The 15,824-nt window shown below is 35.8% G+C and carries 31 protein-coding genes; all 31 read right to left on the bottom strand.

Features of this window, described 5'->3' with window-relative positions:
• Positions 1–7: 7 nt before the first annotated feature.
• The 31 genes from CD33_RS13485 to CD33_RS13360 all read right to left on the bottom strand — a co-directional run bounded on the left by CD33_RS13485 (position 8) and on the right by CD33_RS13360 (position 15,824).
• Positions 8–1,729, bottom strand: a complete 1,722-nt coding sequence (locus tag CD33_RS13485; RefSeq protein WP_052130226.1) for a terminase large subunit — start codon at positions 1,727–1,729, stop codon at positions 8–10.
• The gene (locus CD33_RS13480) at positions 1,710–2,051 is read right to left on the bottom strand and encodes a P27 family phage terminase small subunit (RefSeq protein WP_088291737.1); all 342 of its coding nucleotides are present in this window, start codon (positions 2,049–2,051) and stop codon (positions 1,710–1,712) included. Before CD33_RS13480 ends, CD33_RS13485 begins: the two co-directional genes overlap by 20 nt.
• An 80-nt stretch (positions 2,052–2,131) precedes the next feature.
• A complete protein-coding gene (locus tag CD33_RS13475) occupies positions 2,132–2,470 on the bottom strand; it encodes an HNH endonuclease (protein ID WP_036201492.1) in 339 nt (112 codons plus the stop codon).
• A 20-nt stretch (positions 2,471–2,490) separates the two neighbouring features.
• Entirely contained in the window at positions 2,491–2,655 is a 165-nt protein-coding gene (locus tag CD33_RS20245; protein WP_156967317.1) for a hypothetical protein, read from the bottom strand.
• 2 nt (positions 2,656–2,657) lie between these two features.
• Positions 2,658–2,969 carry a hypothetical protein gene (locus CD33_RS13470; RefSeq protein WP_036201491.1) on the bottom strand — a complete coding sequence of 104 codons (312 nt, stop codon included), beginning with the start codon at positions 2,967–2,969 and terminating at the stop codon, positions 2,658–2,660.
• 17 nt (positions 2,970–2,986) lie between these two features.
• The gene (locus CD33_RS13465) at positions 2,987–3,187 is read right to left on the bottom strand and encodes a hypothetical protein (RefSeq protein ID WP_036201490.1); all 201 of its coding nucleotides are present in this window, start codon (positions 3,185–3,187) and stop codon (positions 2,987–2,989) included.
• A gap of 56 nt (positions 3,188–3,243) precedes the next feature.
• Positions 3,244–3,477 carry a transcriptional regulator gene (locus tag CD33_RS13460; protein ID WP_036201489.1) on the bottom strand — a complete coding sequence of 78 codons (234 nt, stop codon included), beginning with the start codon at positions 3,475–3,477 and terminating at the stop codon, positions 3,244–3,246.
• 225 nt (positions 3,478–3,702) lie between these two features.
• A complete protein-coding gene (locus CD33_RS20750; protein ID WP_258516990.1) occupies positions 3,703–3,828 on the bottom strand; it encodes a hypothetical protein in 126 nt (41 codons plus the stop codon).
• Positions 3,829–3,978: 150 nt separating this feature from the next.
• On the bottom strand, positions 3,979–4,632 hold the full coding sequence (locus CD33_RS13455) for a hypothetical protein (RefSeq protein ID WP_036201488.1): 654 nt from the start codon (positions 4,630–4,632) through the stop codon (positions 3,979–3,981).
• A gap of 213 nt (positions 4,633–4,845) precedes the next feature.
• A complete protein-coding gene (locus tag CD33_RS13450; protein WP_036201487.1) occupies positions 4,846–6,093 on the bottom strand; it encodes a hypothetical protein in 1,248 nt (415 codons plus the stop codon).
• 237 nt (positions 6,094–6,330) lie between these two features.
• A complete protein-coding gene (locus CD33_RS13445; RefSeq protein ID WP_036201486.1) occupies positions 6,331–6,729 on the bottom strand; it encodes a sigma factor-like helix-turn-helix DNA-binding protein in 399 nt (132 codons plus the stop codon).
• Positions 6,730–6,740: 11 nt separating this feature from the next.
• On the bottom strand, positions 6,741–6,914 hold the full coding sequence (locus tag CD33_RS20240; protein WP_156967316.1) for a hypothetical protein: 174 nt from the start codon (positions 6,912–6,914) through the stop codon (positions 6,741–6,743).
• A 126-nt stretch (positions 6,915–7,040) separates the two neighbouring features.
• Positions 7,041–7,349, bottom strand: a complete 309-nt coding sequence (locus tag CD33_RS13440; protein ID WP_036201485.1) for a MazG-like family protein — start codon at positions 7,347–7,349, stop codon at positions 7,041–7,043.
• Positions 7,346–7,690: a hypothetical protein gene (locus tag CD33_RS19520; protein WP_052130225.1), complete on the bottom strand. Its 345-nt coding sequence runs from the start codon at positions 7,688–7,690 to the stop codon at positions 7,346–7,348. The genes CD33_RS13440 and CD33_RS19520 overlap by 4 nt, the downstream gene beginning before the upstream one ends.
• 2 nt (positions 7,691–7,692) lie before the next feature.
• On the bottom strand, positions 7,693–8,067 hold the full coding sequence (locus CD33_RS13430) for a hypothetical protein (RefSeq protein ID WP_036201484.1): 375 nt from the start codon (positions 8,065–8,067) through the stop codon (positions 7,693–7,695).
• A gap of 40 nt (positions 8,068–8,107) precedes the next feature.
• Positions 8,108–8,245 carry a hypothetical protein gene (locus tag CD33_RS20235; protein ID WP_156967315.1) on the bottom strand — a complete coding sequence of 46 codons (138 nt, stop codon included), beginning with the start codon at positions 8,243–8,245 and terminating at the stop codon, positions 8,108–8,110.
• A gap of 42 nt (positions 8,246–8,287) precedes the next feature.
• Positions 8,288–8,596 (bottom strand): hypothetical protein, encoded by a 309-nt coding sequence (locus CD33_RS13425; protein WP_036201482.1) that lies wholly within the window; start codon positions 8,594–8,596, stop codon positions 8,288–8,290.
• A 17-nt stretch (positions 8,597–8,613) separates the two neighbouring features.
• Entirely contained in the window at positions 8,614–8,823 is a 210-nt protein-coding gene (locus CD33_RS13420; protein ID WP_052130224.1) for a hypothetical protein, read from the bottom strand.
• Entirely contained in the window at positions 8,807–9,007 is a 201-nt protein-coding gene (locus tag CD33_RS13415) for a hypothetical protein (protein ID WP_036201479.1), read from the bottom strand. The genes CD33_RS13420 and CD33_RS13415 overlap by 17 nt, the downstream gene beginning before the upstream one ends.
• Before the next feature lie 32 nt (positions 9,008–9,039).
• The gene (locus CD33_RS13410; RefSeq protein ID WP_036201478.1) at positions 9,040–9,411 is read right to left on the bottom strand and encodes a YopX family phage-derived protein; all 372 of its coding nucleotides are present in this window, start codon (positions 9,409–9,411) and stop codon (positions 9,040–9,042) included.
• A 74-nt stretch (positions 9,412–9,485) separates the two neighbouring features.
• On the bottom strand, positions 9,486–9,719 hold the full coding sequence (locus tag CD33_RS13405; RefSeq protein ID WP_215490543.1) for a hypothetical protein: 234 nt from the start codon (positions 9,717–9,719) through the stop codon (positions 9,486–9,488).
• 98 nt (positions 9,720–9,817) lie between these two features.
• Entirely contained in the window at positions 9,818–10,396 is a 579-nt protein-coding gene (locus CD33_RS19950) for a DUF1064 domain-containing protein (RefSeq protein ID WP_176400069.1), read from the bottom strand.
• 11 nt (positions 10,397–10,407) lie between these two features.
• Positions 10,408–10,905 (bottom strand): single-stranded DNA-binding protein, encoded by a 498-nt coding sequence (gene ssb, locus CD33_RS13395; protein WP_036201477.1) that lies wholly within the window; start codon positions 10,903–10,905, stop codon positions 10,408–10,410.
• Positions 10,902–11,030, bottom strand: a complete 129-nt coding sequence (locus CD33_RS20745) for a hypothetical protein (RefSeq protein WP_258516989.1) — start codon at positions 11,028–11,030, stop codon at positions 10,902–10,904. The genes ssb and CD33_RS20745 overlap by 4 nt, the downstream gene beginning before the upstream one ends.
• 4 nt (positions 11,031–11,034) lie before the next feature.
• Positions 11,035–11,469, bottom strand: coding sequence for a hypothetical protein (locus CD33_RS13390; RefSeq protein ID WP_036201476.1), 435 nt, complete (start codon positions 11,467–11,469; stop codon positions 11,035–11,037).
• Entirely contained in the window at positions 11,466–12,740 is a 1,275-nt protein-coding gene (locus CD33_RS13385) for a replicative DNA helicase (RefSeq protein ID WP_036201475.1), read from the bottom strand. The genes CD33_RS13390 and CD33_RS13385 overlap by 4 nt, the downstream gene beginning before the upstream one ends.
• A gap of 1 nt (position 12,741) precedes the next feature.
• Positions 12,742–13,548: a phage replication protein O gene (locus CD33_RS13380; protein WP_036201474.1), complete on the bottom strand. Its 807-nt coding sequence runs from the start codon at positions 13,546–13,548 to the stop codon at positions 12,742–12,744.
• Between the two features lie 11 nt (positions 13,549–13,559).
• Entirely contained in the window at positions 13,560–14,360 is an 801-nt protein-coding gene (locus CD33_RS13375; protein ID WP_036201473.1) for a PD-(D/E)XK nuclease-like domain-containing protein, read from the bottom strand.
• Positions 14,332–15,186, bottom strand: a complete 855-nt coding sequence (locus CD33_RS13370) for a chalcone isomerase family protein (RefSeq protein WP_052130222.1) — start codon at positions 15,184–15,186, stop codon at positions 14,332–14,334. Before CD33_RS13370 ends, CD33_RS13375 begins: the two co-directional genes overlap by 29 nt.
• Positions 15,187–15,298: 112 nt before the next feature.
• Positions 15,299–15,511 carry a hypothetical protein gene (locus CD33_RS13365; protein ID WP_084591360.1) on the bottom strand — a complete coding sequence of 71 codons (213 nt, stop codon included), beginning with the start codon at positions 15,509–15,511 and terminating at the stop codon, positions 15,299–15,301.
• The gene (locus CD33_RS13360) at positions 15,498–15,824 is read right to left on the bottom strand and encodes a hypothetical protein (protein ID WP_036201471.1); all 327 of its coding nucleotides are present in this window, start codon (positions 15,822–15,824) and stop codon (positions 15,498–15,500) included. The genes CD33_RS13365 and CD33_RS13360 overlap by 14 nt, the downstream gene beginning before the upstream one ends.

The raw sequence follows: 15,824 nt of genomic DNA, 5'->3' as shown, positions 1-15,824 counted from the left end.
CACCTCCCTACAAGTCATTAATGGATACAAATGATATTTCTCCACTTCCTTGCGCCACGACCATTTTCTTCATAACCTCTACATGGGCATTTAAAAAAGCCGCAAAACCGTCTATTTTACGGTAGCGACTTTGTTTCGTAGGCATCTTATTTTTATTTCTATCTTCCACAAGGATGACGTTGTTAGTGTACCAACGGAATAAACGATTATTATTGAAAATTACATTCCCATCAATAAAACGCTCTTTCGCATCGTCTAATGCAGGACCAAGCGTTATAAATCCTTGTCGAACAATTTCACAAGTAAATCCATAAGCCTGTAACATTTCAACTAAGCCGAATGCTTTTGCTGGATCATACATAATCTTTTCGATTGAATATTTTTTCGACTGCTCAACAAACCAATCGTATACATACTCTTTCTTTACGTACTCTCCAGGAACAATTGTTAAAAGTCCTTCTTCTTGTAAACTCTGATAATCGATTTTCTCGTTATCAGCATCTACTTTAGCTTGTGGAACCCAAGTGTGCCCTAACAAAGCAACCTCGCCAGTTTCTTGAATTGGCCATTCGAGATATGCACTTGTATGGTCCTCACTGTCCGATAAGTCGAAACCACCAACAGCAGAAGTTTTAATTGTAGTGTAATCAATAACCTTTTCATTACGTTTCAATACTTCATAATCCAAGAATGAAGCCTCATTGCTGCTTACAAACTTATTGAAACGTTTTGTAATAAAGTCGTTTCGTTCAGAGGGAGTACGTTTTGCTTTCTCCCAATCTTCAATCATGTCAGCAAGCTTGATAGAAACACCCATATTTGGATTTGCTTTAATCCACATTTCAGGTTTATCAAACTCATCAACACTATCTAATTCAGCAATGTAATAGAATGTTCGTTCATCGATGATATCACCATTCAATACATCAGCGCCTTGTTCATAATAATTTACCAATGGGCCATCTAATTGATAGCCTGCTGTTGTAATGTAAATGAGTAGTGGCTGTGTACGACTTTGGCGACTGTTCTTAATAACGTTAATCAATTTGTAATCTTTGTACTCGTGAATTTCATCGAATACTCCAATATGTGTATTTAATCCATCGAGTTTTTCTGAATCAGATGCCTGTGGTTCGATTTTAGAGAAAGTTGTATCAAAATGAATCGCATCTCGTAACGGTCTGAATCGTCTCGCTAAAGCAGGGGAAGACTTCACCATCGCTTTTGCTTCATCAAATAATAACCGCGCTTGTTTCATACTGTTTGCTAACAATACAATATCCGCACCTTGTTCATTATCCTTTGAAGCGCCATACAAGGTAACTCCTGCAATCTTTGTTGTTTTACCTTGCTTACGAGCAACGAATATCAGAGCCTCTTTGAACCGTCTAATTTGAGTATCTTTATGAACCCAACCAAAAACAGAACCTAAACTAAAATGCTGCCACGCTTGCATAGTGAGTTGTCGAAAAGCACCTTTTGAAGGCTTACAAAATTTTTCGATAAACTGTATTGGTCTATGTGCTAACTCTTCATCAAAGACCCAAGGGAAATCCTCGGTTCCTTGCCTTTTCAAATCGTTTAAATGTCGCTGGCAAGCTTGTCTTACTTTGTTGCAGGCGATGATGTTGCCCTCCACAACTTGATTAGCATACCAAGTCGTTAGTAATACTGGTGAAGGTTTTACAACGATCAATAAACCGTCAATCTTAGAAACTGTCGAAGCCATCGTCAACGTGACCACCACCCAACTTAAATTCCTTTCGTTGAGAAGGTGTTAAACCTAACGATTTTAGTAAATTATTCAGAGTTTGCACCGTTTTGGTTAATTCAATCGAAAGAGGATTCTTGATGTAATTTGTTGCGCTAGCTTTATTCGTATGTTTCATCATCAACGGCATTTTCTTCAATTCTTCCTGCATCCGTTTGTAGAATTCATAAGTTTCCACATACAAAGTAATCAATTGTTCATCAGAAGGTTGATAATTCTCACCTAAATAGCTCCGTAACAAATCGTTTGTAACTTCTCCCATCAGTTCCCCCCCTTTCATAAATTAATCCGCGTAGCAAACGAAGGACCCCGCTCGGTCCCTAAAAAGCTGAAAAAATATTTTCAGACCAGGGGGGCTATTCAAAATCTTTCAATGTTTGTTTTGGTTGTAACCACTTCTATTTTAGTTTTAATATTTTTTGATTTTGTATCGCTGCTTTTATGGTGTGATGTGTGACATTTATTGCACCATGATATTAAGTTTGATAATTCTAATCCTAGTTCTGGATGGTCGCGCAGTTCCTTGATGTGATGAACAACTTCTGCTTTTCGAAATCGTTTCTTTTTTAAACATGATTGGCAAAGGTACTTGTCACGGATTAAGGCAAGTTCTCTCGCTTTAGCCCAAGAAGATGAAGCATAGAATTGTTTGCTTTCTTGATTCCTCTTGGTTAAATCGTATAGCTTGTCTTTGTCCATTGACATCACCTTCTTTCAATCTATTCACTACCTTCGAGACTTGTTGGTAGTTCATCATTCTTCTTGCCAACTTCAATAGAGAAACACTCTGATACTTCTTGTTCGAATACCTTGATAGCTTTTTGCAAACGTTCTTCATCAAGTTTTACTGATACATCAATCGTTATCCCCTTTAATCCTACCATCCTTATCCCTCCCAAATCTTATTAGCTGATACAGTTCGAACAGTGTTTGATTCTTTATCACAATACTTAACAGTGAAGTTGTGATAACCTGGTTCAGCACTCTTAGTCACGTACTTATAATCGAGTTCCACAATACCTTTAATCTCTTTGCCATTCAGCTTAATCTTTGGTGGTTCGTTTACATTAGTCATGATGATTTCAATTTCATTCGTTTTACGCCTAACAGGTTTCATACCACCATTGGCTAAACATTCTGGACAGAACTCTGTTAGAGCTTCATTAGTGCAACCATCTGCAAAACATTTGTTGCTCATTCCTTATCCCTCCACAATCATTTGCGTCTTACTGCACCATTCCTACGTGTGTATGTATCTCGATGTACACCCATTAGTTCTTTTAATTCACGTTCACTTAAAGGCTTCTGATTACGTTTCCTAGGCTTATTTCGTCTAGGATGAACTTTCCCCTTACTTACCTCTGAAACTCTTAATCTCGCCTTTGTTTCACTGTCTATGATGTGTTCAATTCGCATAGCCTCACCTTCCTGTTTTTGTGCATAAGAAAAGCCACACCCCAGTTGGATGTGACTTATTTTTTCGCTTTGTTATCCATTTCAGTTTTGCGTTTAATGATATCTTCTTTAAAGAATAACCTGTCTCTAGGTAAATCCTTGATCGGCTTTATTACTCCACGCATCACAAGATTATTCAAATTCTGCCTGGAACATTGCAATATTTCCAATGCTTCAGTTGTATTAATGATTTCATTTTGAATATACACTGTTATTTCTTCACGGTTCTTGAAAGAGTAGTTTTCAGACATAAATTGCACCACCTATTTTTTGTTACTTTTTCTCATTGTAACAACTGTCGCACCAATTACCAAGAGCGTTACAACAGTTAGAATTATTGTAATAGTCGTCATAAGAATCACCTCTTTGTATAATTTTTTATTTATATCCGTTGTACAATTTACTCAAATCAATTATATTTGGGTAGAAGGCTAAGGGTGTGAGCCTTAACCTTCATTTTTAATTTCTGTTTGGCACTACTTCTTTGGGGTAGTGTCTTTTTCTTTTGCTTTCTTACTGTTTATCTTCGCTGTTTGGAAGTTAAGCAGTGCGATTGCTAAATTGATGAATGCTGTTATTGCTACTACTCTTTCAAGTTCCATTTTCTTACCTCCTTTCTATATTTTAATTATACCACTTATATTTACGTGAGTCAATATAAAAATGTAAGTTTTTTACATTAAGTTTCAGCTAATTTTGCATAATAAAAAGCCACATCGTAATTGATGTGACCGTTTTAATAATTACTTAAGTTATAGTTCAAATTTATTATTCACTTCTTTTTTAATCATATTTAAAATAACTTTTATAGCTCGAGTAGACATTTCAATTCCATAACCTCTTAAATGAAACTGTACATCTTCAATTGTATAGTGACTCACGCTCTCAATATAGTTTTTAATTATTTCTTTAGGATCTCTTTTCCCACTGTTAGTGAAACCTTTTTGAATTCTATCCAAATCTTCATAGTTCTTTAACATCTGTTTATTTAACTCTTTTTCAAACTTTTGAATCGTTTCTTTTTTAACTTTTTCCCCATATTCTAATAATTGTTCATGAGTATAATTTTCTTGTTTTTCTTCCAATTCATTATTTGTATCTACTGATTTCTCAACATTATTTAAAACCTCAGTTATTCCATCTTGTTTATTAATAATCGAAAGTGACAATTCTCTCAACTGTTTTGATAAATCTAAGTGTTTGGTATCAGACGATATTTTGTTTTCAGAATCTTGCTTTAGTGATAAGAAAATCGCTAAAATAGCCAAAGCAATTGATGTAGCGCTTGAAATTATCGAAAGATTCGTTTCCCATTCAAGATAGAAGTTTGCTAAAAGCAATATTACTATAAAAATAAAATAACTCGATAACCAAAACCAGTCTCTATTAGTCCAATTTTTAAACATTTTCCGACCTCCTTTACACATCATACATATATAAAGGAATGCTGTCATTAATACATTTTTGACAAAACAAAAGCCACAGCTCATTGAGTGTGACTTACTAAATTACTATTCTATAACAGGCAAAACATCCACTGCTAACAACCCCAACAAATCTGGATGTTGAATTTTTTCAGCATATTAAAAATCTAAGTTTCAAATCGAATTTTAAATAACTTAGTTTACAAAATTACTAAATCTACTATCTTCTCTTATTAGTTTAAATATAGGCCATGTTATAAGGTCATCCTTTGAAATTGCATTTGGTTCTTTTTCTAATAATGAAAAGAAATCATCATTTTCTTCGAGCAAAGCATGAATACATAACTTAAAGTATGTTTGCATTCCTGAGACATCGAATTTTGAGATATTATCTTTTATCGATTCGAAATATCCCAATTGCTTTTGACATAACCAAATATTTATTTGCATTGATGTTTTAACAGCATGGTAATCTGAGTACTTATAGATACCCTCATAAATGTACTTAGAAAATTCCCATTCTTCATCTCTGAGACCTTCAAATCCTAAATTAGAAAGATAACTTATATTTTGGTCGAAATCTTCTTTTTCGAAGTTTCTCCATGCTTCTAGCAAAATGATAGTACCAAATATTTTTATAATTTTAATGGCATTTTTTAAATACTCCTTTGAAATTGATAATCTATCGTTTTTTTTCACCTCCTTAATAAATTTAGAATCCACTTTATTTAAATATATTTTATTAACTACACCATCGTTATGTACAAACAAGTTTCTTCGTTGGGAAATTTCATTTATCTCTTCAATCAAATCTTCAATCATGTCAATTTTTATTCCTGATTTAGATAAGTATTGAATCCATACTTTGAATCCATTGTACATTATATCCACAACTTCAATCTCTATTAAATGTTCTAGTGCTTCATCCATACTATCAAAATCCATTAAGTCTTTATATTTTATAGATTTATCATTTGGATTAAATGCATTTGGAAACTTAACTAATCTAGCTTTAATTATACTAGCAATTAGACTTTCAAAATAAATCATCAAGCTTGTTAAAGAACTTCTATTTAGCATTTGCATTTGTCTATTAGATAAATCACCTAACTGCATTGCTTTTTGAATATCGTAAATTACAGACTTATTTTTTATATTCAGCCTAACACTTTTGTTGTCTTCATCACTTATAGAAAATTCTACTCCTAAAGAATTAAATTCTTCATTAGCACTCGCTAGCTCCGCCATTACCAACTCTCCATCTAATCCATACAAGTGGGCACTTTTTTCCAATATACTAACTGCATCTGGTTTGACATCTAGCAACTCACCAATTTCACCTGAAAAGCTAAATTTCTCCATAATTTCGTCTTGTAAAGATAAAAAATATGATAGAGCATTTAAATTTTGTAAATAATTATGTAATTCATTTTTAAAATCCATTCAAATTCCTCCTACTAAATAATTTATACCCTTCTCAGTATATGTCTTCCATATTTTTATGACAATACACCCAGTAATTCTAATCGAAAATTAATTGTATGGAAGAATTCTGATAAAGAAAAAGCAACCACTCTTCTTAGGAGTGATTGCTAACTTGCAAACTATTACAATCTCATAATATAACGTTCTTACAATAGATTCAGCACCCAGAAAGAGCGTATCCAAAAGGTTACTAACTCAAAGGTTACTAGCTAATGAATCGGCAAACTTAATCATTTTCATAATGTCTGCATGTTTTCGTTTGATATAACCGTAACTATATTGCAATTCCTCTGCAATTTGTTCTAATGTTTTACCCTCAAACCATTTCATACGTAAGATTTGATTGTCCAATCCTTCAAACTTCTCTACTAGCGCGATCAATTCATCACGTTGTTTCTTTTTCTCATCTAACAGTTTCAATTGCATTTCAATCTTATCTTCTAAACCAGAAGCAATTGAATCAGCTTCTAACTTAACCTTTGACAGGTCACCTTCAACCCATCGCTTTAATTCCGTTTGATTCTGGTCAAGTTTTAATTCTAGATAGGATATTTCTTCTCGTAGCTTGATATATTCTTTTAACCATTCGTACATTTAAGCACCACCTAATCTACATCTTTGCAAAGGCCAATTATCACCATAGTTCGCATATCTAAAAATTTAACAGATTTATTTTTTGTTATTTTCTGTTTTACGTTACCTTCCACAGTTATTACATCACCTTCACAAATATCAGAAGGTACATTTTTCACCATTCGAAAAGGGATAGAACGAGCCATTTTTACACCACCTATTTTAAGGTATCTAGCGTTCGATTTAAGAGGTTTCAAGTTTCAGGTGAACAAAATTATCATCCTAGTAGTTAAAACCTCTAGAATCATTTAATTTAACAGTAAAACGATGTGTTATTGCTCTTGCAAGTCCGATTCCTTAATAAACACTCCATCGACCATCTTACCTGTTCGACCTTTAATCTCGTCATACGCACAATTTAAGCATTCGTATAAATCCATGTCGTTTTGTTGAGCTAAGATGATTAAAGTAACGACTACATCACCAATGCCATCACGCAATGCATCTTTATCATTTCGTGCTAATGCTGCAGCAACTTCGCCGACTTCCTCCACAACCTTCAAAAACTGCTTACTAGATTCAGCTTTATCCAATCCTTTATTTTTTGACCATTCTTCTACTTTTGTGATTAATTCATTCATTTTGATTCCTCCAATGCTATTTTTGCAGTTTCGTTTGCTTGATTAATTTGCTCGTTCTTATTCATCCAAAAATAAGATGTTTGTTTGTCTATATCTTCTAATGCTTTACGCAACCTCTTATTTTCCTCCACAATCTTAGAGGTTACTCCAATCAACACTTCTGCATATACAACCCCATCAATCATTTCTTGTTGCATATGGTTCAGCCAGCCTACAACATCATACGATTCCGGATTGACCGTTTCACCGTACTTCGCTAATCCTTTAACTTGCTGATTTTTAAATTTATCCATTACGTTTCGCAATACATCATTTGCGATAATGTGTTCATCGATTGTCATGTTTAACTCCCTTTCGTTCGATTCCGTTTTAACCGACCTTGTTCTTCTAATTGATATACTTTTCGTTTAACTGCTGTTCTCGGTTTCCCAATCATTTCACCAATTATTCGATAGGTACCAAACTGCACACCATTCTTTTCAACAAAATCGATAATGGCTCGCTCCTGGAGAGTTGTCCAACCTCGATTGTTGTAATTCTTCTGTGCGATCATTGTTCCGTTTACAGTGTTTAGGATATTGATAGCTAATTGTTCAAGTTGCTTTTTGCAATAGGTATCAATTCCGTTTACTCTGTAAAATTCCTGACACTTCGGATTACATTTACAGCGTTTTGATTTACTTGTTTCGATTTCAACGATTTCTGGAATGCTGTTCAACGTCTATTTACTCCTTTGTCGTTTAATCTTCGTATGTTCATTACACTTCATCATAAATTCGATTTATATGATGACATTCTCCACACTCATAATCTTCGAATTCTCCTTTTGAATCTTCACCACTACCAACCATTTCAATGTATTCATCACTCATACATTCTTCACATTGAAATCGCATAATCTATTCTTCCTCCTTTACTTCGCAATTTGGTGCAATCACTCACTCGCCACCTTTTATAACCTTGCCGTTGAACACCTTATACGATGAATCACGTGTATAACGCACACCATATAGCTGAATTACCGATGGAATGCCATGCTTCGTTTTAACAACGATTACACTTTCGCTTTGCCGTTTCATTTGTTTCAAACGTCGCTCCAAATTAATGGATTTATCTTTGTAGTATTGAAGCTCGCTTTTTTTATGCGCTTTTATTACATCCATAATTTCCTTCAATTTATCGATTTTAATAGTCTTCTGATTTTCGAGAGCCTGTTCCAACAAACGTTTAGCTTGAACATATTCCACCTGCTAAAACCTCCCTGTTAATCATCATCCAAAGCAATAACTCTCAATGCTTTTTCACTCGATCGTTTTAACCATGACGGTGTCGTATAAAATTGAATCGTCTTTCTTTTAACACCTAAATATTGAGCGAGTTCTTCCTGTGTGCCATCTGTTAAATAATTCTCACCACGATACAAAGCATAGATACGATTGTTGAAATGTTTTTTCGGCTCATATGCCAACTTCATTCACCAACCGACCAAACTCCATCACCTGGATATATTCCGTTTTGTAAGCTCCATGGATTTCTACACCTTTCCCGACCTTTTTCCATCCTCGTGCTTCATGCTGCTTTACGAATTTATCTAATTCAGTTTTGTTTCGGCCACTGACAGCTTTGCGATTTTGCCATTTGGATTTGGTTACTGTCATTTGGCATCACCTTCTAGTAGTTCGGGATTTTCCTATATGTTGCCAACCACTTTTAGTTCGTCCAAATGGAAATCATCAATTTTCCATTCCGTTTCATAAAACTTATCCTCAAATATAAATCTGCCTTTTGTGTCCTCGTACCTTATTAATACTGGTGGTTCACTATGGTCTATGGAACAAATATCCCCTTCATAAATCTCACGACCGTTTTTGTCTTTTAGGCCTGTGTATTGCATAATTACTAAATCATCTCTATCGGTAAAGTATGGAGGGTCAATATCTCTCTCATTTTCATCTATCGCTTGTACGTACCAAACTTCACCATTTTCCAAGATTCCAAATGACCTAATGTTTATAAACTCACCTTCTTCTTTATCCCAAGCTCGAAACTTAATCTCCCTCATTAGAACGCACCTCGTTTTAGGTAATTTTGGTATAAAGAAAGAGAGCTCCCCTTAAGAGAACTCCCTATTTAGTTTTATTGTGTTACTTCTTCGGCTTCTTGCTTTTCGGTTACAGATACCGTCCCATCACCTTCAACTGCATACTCAACGCCTTCATGAACGTCATCAATACTTAGCTGGCCGTCTGGAGCTTTATCCTTCTCCGGTGGTGTAGTTTCCATTACTTCTTTTGGTGTTCCATAGTGATACTGAACATCAACCAAGAAGTAAACTCCGTTTTTATTAAACTTTTCAGTGATCTTGTGCATGTTCATTTCATCATTTTCTTTTGCATCATTTACAATTTCCTCTGCTTCTTCTTTTGTAAGCGATCCATTGTTCTTTTTGCACTAATAGTTTTTTCATGTTATATAGTCCCCTTTTGGTTTAGTAGTTTATTTTGTTTACGTTTCTCTTCTAAATCCTGCAGCGTAATCCAACCACCATATTTTTTTGAGTAAGTTATTAATTTCAGTTCAAAGGGATAACGAGTTTCGAAGATTTTCTGCTTTAATTTGAAAACTTCCGTCAGCATCCCTTTAATATCAATTACTTCAACACGATTATCGGAGTAATGGACCTCGAAATCGGCTTTGTAATAACTCGCCCTAACTTTAGTTCCATCATTCCTTGTGTAAGCATCTATCAGAACATAATTCTTTTGCATGAAGAACTCGTAAACGATACCGTTTGCTTGCAACTGTTTGAGGTGAATATAGTAATCTCGCTCCATCTTGGAATCAAACTTAATCCCGTCATATTCCACTTTTTTGTTTTTATATTTGTTCTTCTGCACCTTGATTGGCACGACGTCCAGTATTGGTTTTCCGATACCTATGAATTGGCGAATTTTTATTCTAGCTACTTCTGCATTGTCTGCATCGACTTCTATATCCGTTACGCCCCCAGCTGACTTATCAAGGTATTTAACAAGAAATCTGTCCAAAATATCACTCCTTAGAAGGGCAAATCATCCTCTGACACATTCACTGGCCCTCTACTCGATGCGAATGGATCTTCATCTACACGTGTGTAATTTTGTTGCTGATTGTTAGTTTGTTGCCCCCAAGGTTGTTGTTGCTGTGGTTGGCTATATTGTTGTGTTTGTTGGTTCGATTGAGGTTGGCTTTGCTGCGTATTATTTCGTTCCAGGAATTGAATGTGATCAGCTACAACATCGGTTGTATAAACTCGTTTTCCATCTTGGCCCTCAAAGCTACTTGTTTGGATTCGACCTTCTACACCTATCAAACTGCCTTTCTTCATGAAGTTTGCTAGGTTCTCAGCTTGTTTTCTCCAGGCGATGCAGCTAATGAAGTCAGCTTGTTGTTCTTCACCTTCTTTTTTGAAGCGATTTACTGCGACTGTAAAGCGAGTCTTCGGTATTCCAGAAGGTGTATATGAAAGCTCCGGGTCTTTAGTAAGTCGGCCAACTAGTATGACACGATTAATCATTTTGATTCCTCCAGCGCACCGTTTGCGATGCTGTTTATAATTTCATAAGTGGGATTGAATCCAGTTAGATGTTCCGTAATATCTGCAATTTGTTGTAATGCTTCAACCAACTTTTCTTTCTCCACATAATCACCCTTTTTCGAATATCATCGCTGTAGCTGGAAACATCAACGTTGCATCCTTTAACTCGCGCAATGACTGATTTTTGTTTTTATCCGGGAACCAAAAGCTTTTATCCATATCGTTTGAAATGTTGAATATCTTTGGTGGTAATTCATTCGTTTCGTTCAGATAATGCCCTCTAGCCGACAGTTCATCTTTAGCAAAAATAAGCATGTGCCTATTGTTTCCCATCGGAACTGAGAATAGTTTGATAGGATTGAGATTCAATTCATTTTGTTCTCTCATGGCTTGTACTTCTGCATGATTCACTTGATCCCAATTAACACCATGAGAGTATTGAGTACCTTTCACCACTTTGTTTTTAATAAGCCAGTAAACCGAATAAGCTAGTTTCTCCTCGTCGTACTTAATGGCATCTAACAGGAGTTCTTGATACGTCATTTAATAACACCTAAGAATCTGTTGTAAGCAGCTGTTACGGTTCCAACCCCACCATTACGATTTTTTGTTACGCAAAATTCAAATGGCTGCCAAGTCTGATTGTTCACTTCTTCGTTGTAGTAGCCTTCTCGATACAAACCGATGATCATATCAGCGATTTGTTCAATTTCACCGGATTCACGTAAATCTGAATTCATTGGCCGTTTGTTTGGTCTTGTTTCGATATTTCTCGAAAGTTGAGACAAAACAATTACGTGTACTCCCAATTCTTTTGCCATCGTTTTTAAGTCGTTTGTAATTTGACCGATTTCTATATTCCGGTTTTGGCCAGGTTGCTCAGGCTTGATAATTGATAAGTAATCAATCATGACCAAAAACTCGCAATCTGGGTACTCATTTTGTAGCAACCGAACTTTCGAACGCATCTCAGATACTTTTTGGCCAGGTTTATCAAAGAACTCAAAACCACTTTCAGACAAGATGCCTAAATCAGTTGACCACTTATCTTTTTGCTCGGCCGTCAGTAAGTTGAATAAATCTTTCGTTTTGCCACGATTAAAGCCTACTGTAGAAGGAATTAACCTTTTAAGGACTAATAATTCGGTTTCCATTTCTAAGCTGAAAACAACGGGTATAACACGCTTTTTAAACATCGTTGTCACATGCCTTAGTCCTGCATTCTTCCCGATGGTTAATATCACATCGGTTTTCCCTACGGATGGTCTTGCAGATATGATTGTGAGCTCCTTTGGCCTGAATCCCTCAATTAATTTATCAAGCTCTGTAATCCCACTTTCGATGCCAGTATCTACTTTTTGAGTTTCGTTAAATGGCATTTCGAAATACTTCACCAGTTCGCTTTTAATACTTTTGCGATCATCGATTCTTGTAGTGTCCAAGTCTGAAAGCTTTTGGATAATCTCCTGGGCAGACCATCCTTCTTGCAAACTTAGGCTTTGGATTCTTCTAGTTTCACGTTGCTTCCATTTATCAAGGAATTCAGCTACACGACCGTTGAATTTATCCAGGTTTGAATTATCTATGCAGGTTGTTAAGTAAGAGGCCCCACCAACAAATTCTGGCGTTTGATGCATTAGTATAGTGACAAATTCTACTTCTTTACCTTCACTCATTAGCTGCTCAATCACTGAAATGATATTTACATTAATTTTGGAGTCGAAATGGCCTATATTTATGCCAGATTCTTTTAATAAAAATGGATGATTAATAATTGTGCCTATAATCGACATTTCTAGTAAGTTGTGTTCCATGTTATTCCCCCATGTTCAGAAGGTCCTTTTCACTCACGTTATTAACATAACTTGGTGATTTAGGTTCTTGAGTAACTACAGGCTTAGTAGCGTTCATCTTGATTAGTAAATTAGAATATTGCTTTCTTAGCTTGCTAGGTGACAAAACATTCGACTTCCAAAAATCATCTTGTTGTATCCAACGTATCAATTTAGAAATCTCACTCTTATCCCTTTTATCTATTTCAATAATCTTCCTAAAATCCTCACACCAAGATTGTTTGTTTTTACAAGTAAATAACGAATCGTTTTTCTGAACCTCTTGTATAAAGAAATTAGTCAATTTCATTTCATCTGAATCTTCCTCGTAAACTCTTTTTTGTTTACGAGAGGATATATTATTATCATTATTTACATTATTAACATTATTGTTTGTGTTCATCTGTTGTTCATTTGTTGTTCGTTTGTTGTTCACCTGTTGTTCATGATGTTGATAACCACCCCAGTTAATCACAGTAACCACGCTGTATTTTGTAGTTTTTTTGATGTTCAACATTTCGAGTTTTTCGAATAAGTTCAACCATCTCCAAAGCGTTATTGGTGAAACGATATCTTCTTTCTTTGCACCCTTATTAAACTCAGTGGCTAAGGCATTTCTTCCAGTCACAAATTGTCCTGGTTGCAACTTTATAACTTGATTTCCAACTAGTTGTTCATGTTCTGCGTGCGATGCCTTTAACAAACAATGAACCCAAAGTTTCAGCATGCCCGCATTAGAATAGATTGGGTTGTCCATGAGTTTTCGATGTAAACTAATCCAGCCGGACATGCAGCAACCTCCTACTCTAGTAAAAATTCAATTTCGAATGTATTTTTTAATTGCTTTGTAGACCGACAATAATCACATTTTTCACAACGAATCGGTTCTTTTTCACCATTTTTAGTTTGTATAATGCCGGGTAAATATGTTTGAACATATTCCTTCTCAAACTCGAACCTTGATTCATCAAAATGTAAAATTGCTTTATCCGGTGGATCTTGTTTAGTCACGGCCACAATATATGGCTGGTAAATTTCATCGGTGTTCTGAAAGATGATTTGTTGATACACGTACATTTGAAGGATGTAATCATAAGCTTGTACAAAGGACACATATTGCGAGTACTTATCGCTCCAATATCGTTTGCCCAGCTCTTGAGTCGTTTTAATATCGCTGAAAAATTTGCGTTCGTGATTGATGTTATCGACCTTAATTTTCCATTCGACTCCAAAGAGCTCACCAGTGTAAATAACCTCTTTTTCACCTTCAAGTGCGAACATGGCAAACTTGTCATTCTTGAGCGCTTCAATCATCTTGTCGGCTTGAACAAATTCTGAAAGTTTACCCATTCCACGTTTTTTAGCTATATTTACAGCGTTATCTACAACGAACTTAGCAAACTCATCTTCACCTTCAAAAGCTGCGTGCACATAAGAACCGCCCATCAAAGCGTTAGAGTGAGGACGAGAATAATCGCCCCTCAACTCTGCAAACGTTCGTGCTTCACACTCCATAAAACTCTTGAATTGAGAGACTGACATGTAGTCGAAATTCGCTTCTTGAGAGTAATAGTTATTCTGATTGAGTAAGAGTTTCTGCAACGTTAGTCACACCCTTTTCAAATTCAGCAGCTAGATCACTCTTCTGATTTTTGGCATCTTCTTTTGCGAACCAATCCTCAACTTTTGACATGCCATCTTTAAGCGAGTTGAAGATTTTACCTAGTTCAACCAAATCAATTTCAGTAAATGAGCCGATGTTATAACCAAACTTCGTTTCAACCATTTCAGTAGTTACCTTGTAGTTTTCCTTGAACATGTTCAATGCTTGAGCAATGCGATCTTTTAATGGCCCAGTGTTTTGGCCGGACAATGTTTTTTCACATTCCTTAATGGCCATCTCAACTACATCCCCAGGAATGACACCAAGAATACAAGCTCTTAATCTACGAGCACCATCGTTCGCAACTTTTTCATAGATATCGCGTGGATCCGTTAATTTGTTCAAACTACCTCTCGCACTACGAACATGCTTTACAGCGAAAACTTTCTCTTGTCGCACATTGGTTTCGAGGTCCCAGCAATAAGCCATGGCTACCGATTCACCATCACGTTGTTCGAGCTCTTTGATTCCGTATGATAAATTGCCCCAGTTTTGTGCTAAAACTTCGGCCATTCGAATTGATGGGCCGGTAACCTTGGAACCACCGCGAGGATAGGAGTACATAGAAGTTGCAGCAAGTGAAGGACGTTTACATGCATCTAAGATTCTGCGCTCAGCTTCAATGTAGTTACGTGGAAATTGCTTCGCTAGGAAAATAGCACCTTTTACTTCTTCCATTTCACGAGACGAACTTGCTTGGGCCATAACACCATTGGGTTGTTGCATCGTTGGTTGACTGTTGAATTGAGCTGATAAGTCGTTCATTCGATTACCTCCATGAATTTTTAGTTCTAAAATTTAAAATTTGGTGCTATACTGCTTATAGGATTTTATTTGTATGTGCACTCACTTCGGTTGCCGCCTTGGTGAGTGTTTTTTATTTGGATAAATCAACCGCAACTCCTTCTGCTAGTAGGTCTTCACCTAAACAAGAAGTAGAACAGTAGATATAACCATCAAATTTGATACCTTGTTCTTCATAAACAACTTCTTCACAATGTCTGTAGTGACACTTTCCAACTTGTTGAGCAAATGGATCGTCAGTTAGTATTGGTGACACCATCGGGTTTTCGATATCAGGCAATGTCATTCACTCCAGGGATTTTGACTTTGAGAGTATTTAATACAAAAACCACAGCATCTCTTTCTTGTTTCCAACTCGTAGTATTAAAATATTTAAGGATGCTTTCTTCGGCTGTAGCTTCAACCTCATAGCCATTAATCAACATCTTTGCAAAAGTCATCAAATCTACTTTGTTTAATGGCTGTAAATTGTCGTACCAATCTTTAGTCGTAATAGCCTCTGCATGTTCACTTAATAAATCATTATCAGAAGTGTAGTTCCGTATTTCCTTCAAGTATTCAAAAGCTTTGGCCACTTCTTTTGTAACTGTAACTTTCAT

The organism is Ureibacillus sinduriensis BLB-1 = JCM 15800 (assembly GCF_000772955.1).
In the GTDB taxonomy this organism is placed as follows: Bacteria; Bacillota; Bacilli; order Bacillales_A; family Planococcaceae; genus Ureibacillus; species Ureibacillus sinduriensis.
Note: the sequence above shows the minus strand (reverse complement) of the source record. Positions and strands in the feature narration are given on the sequence as shown.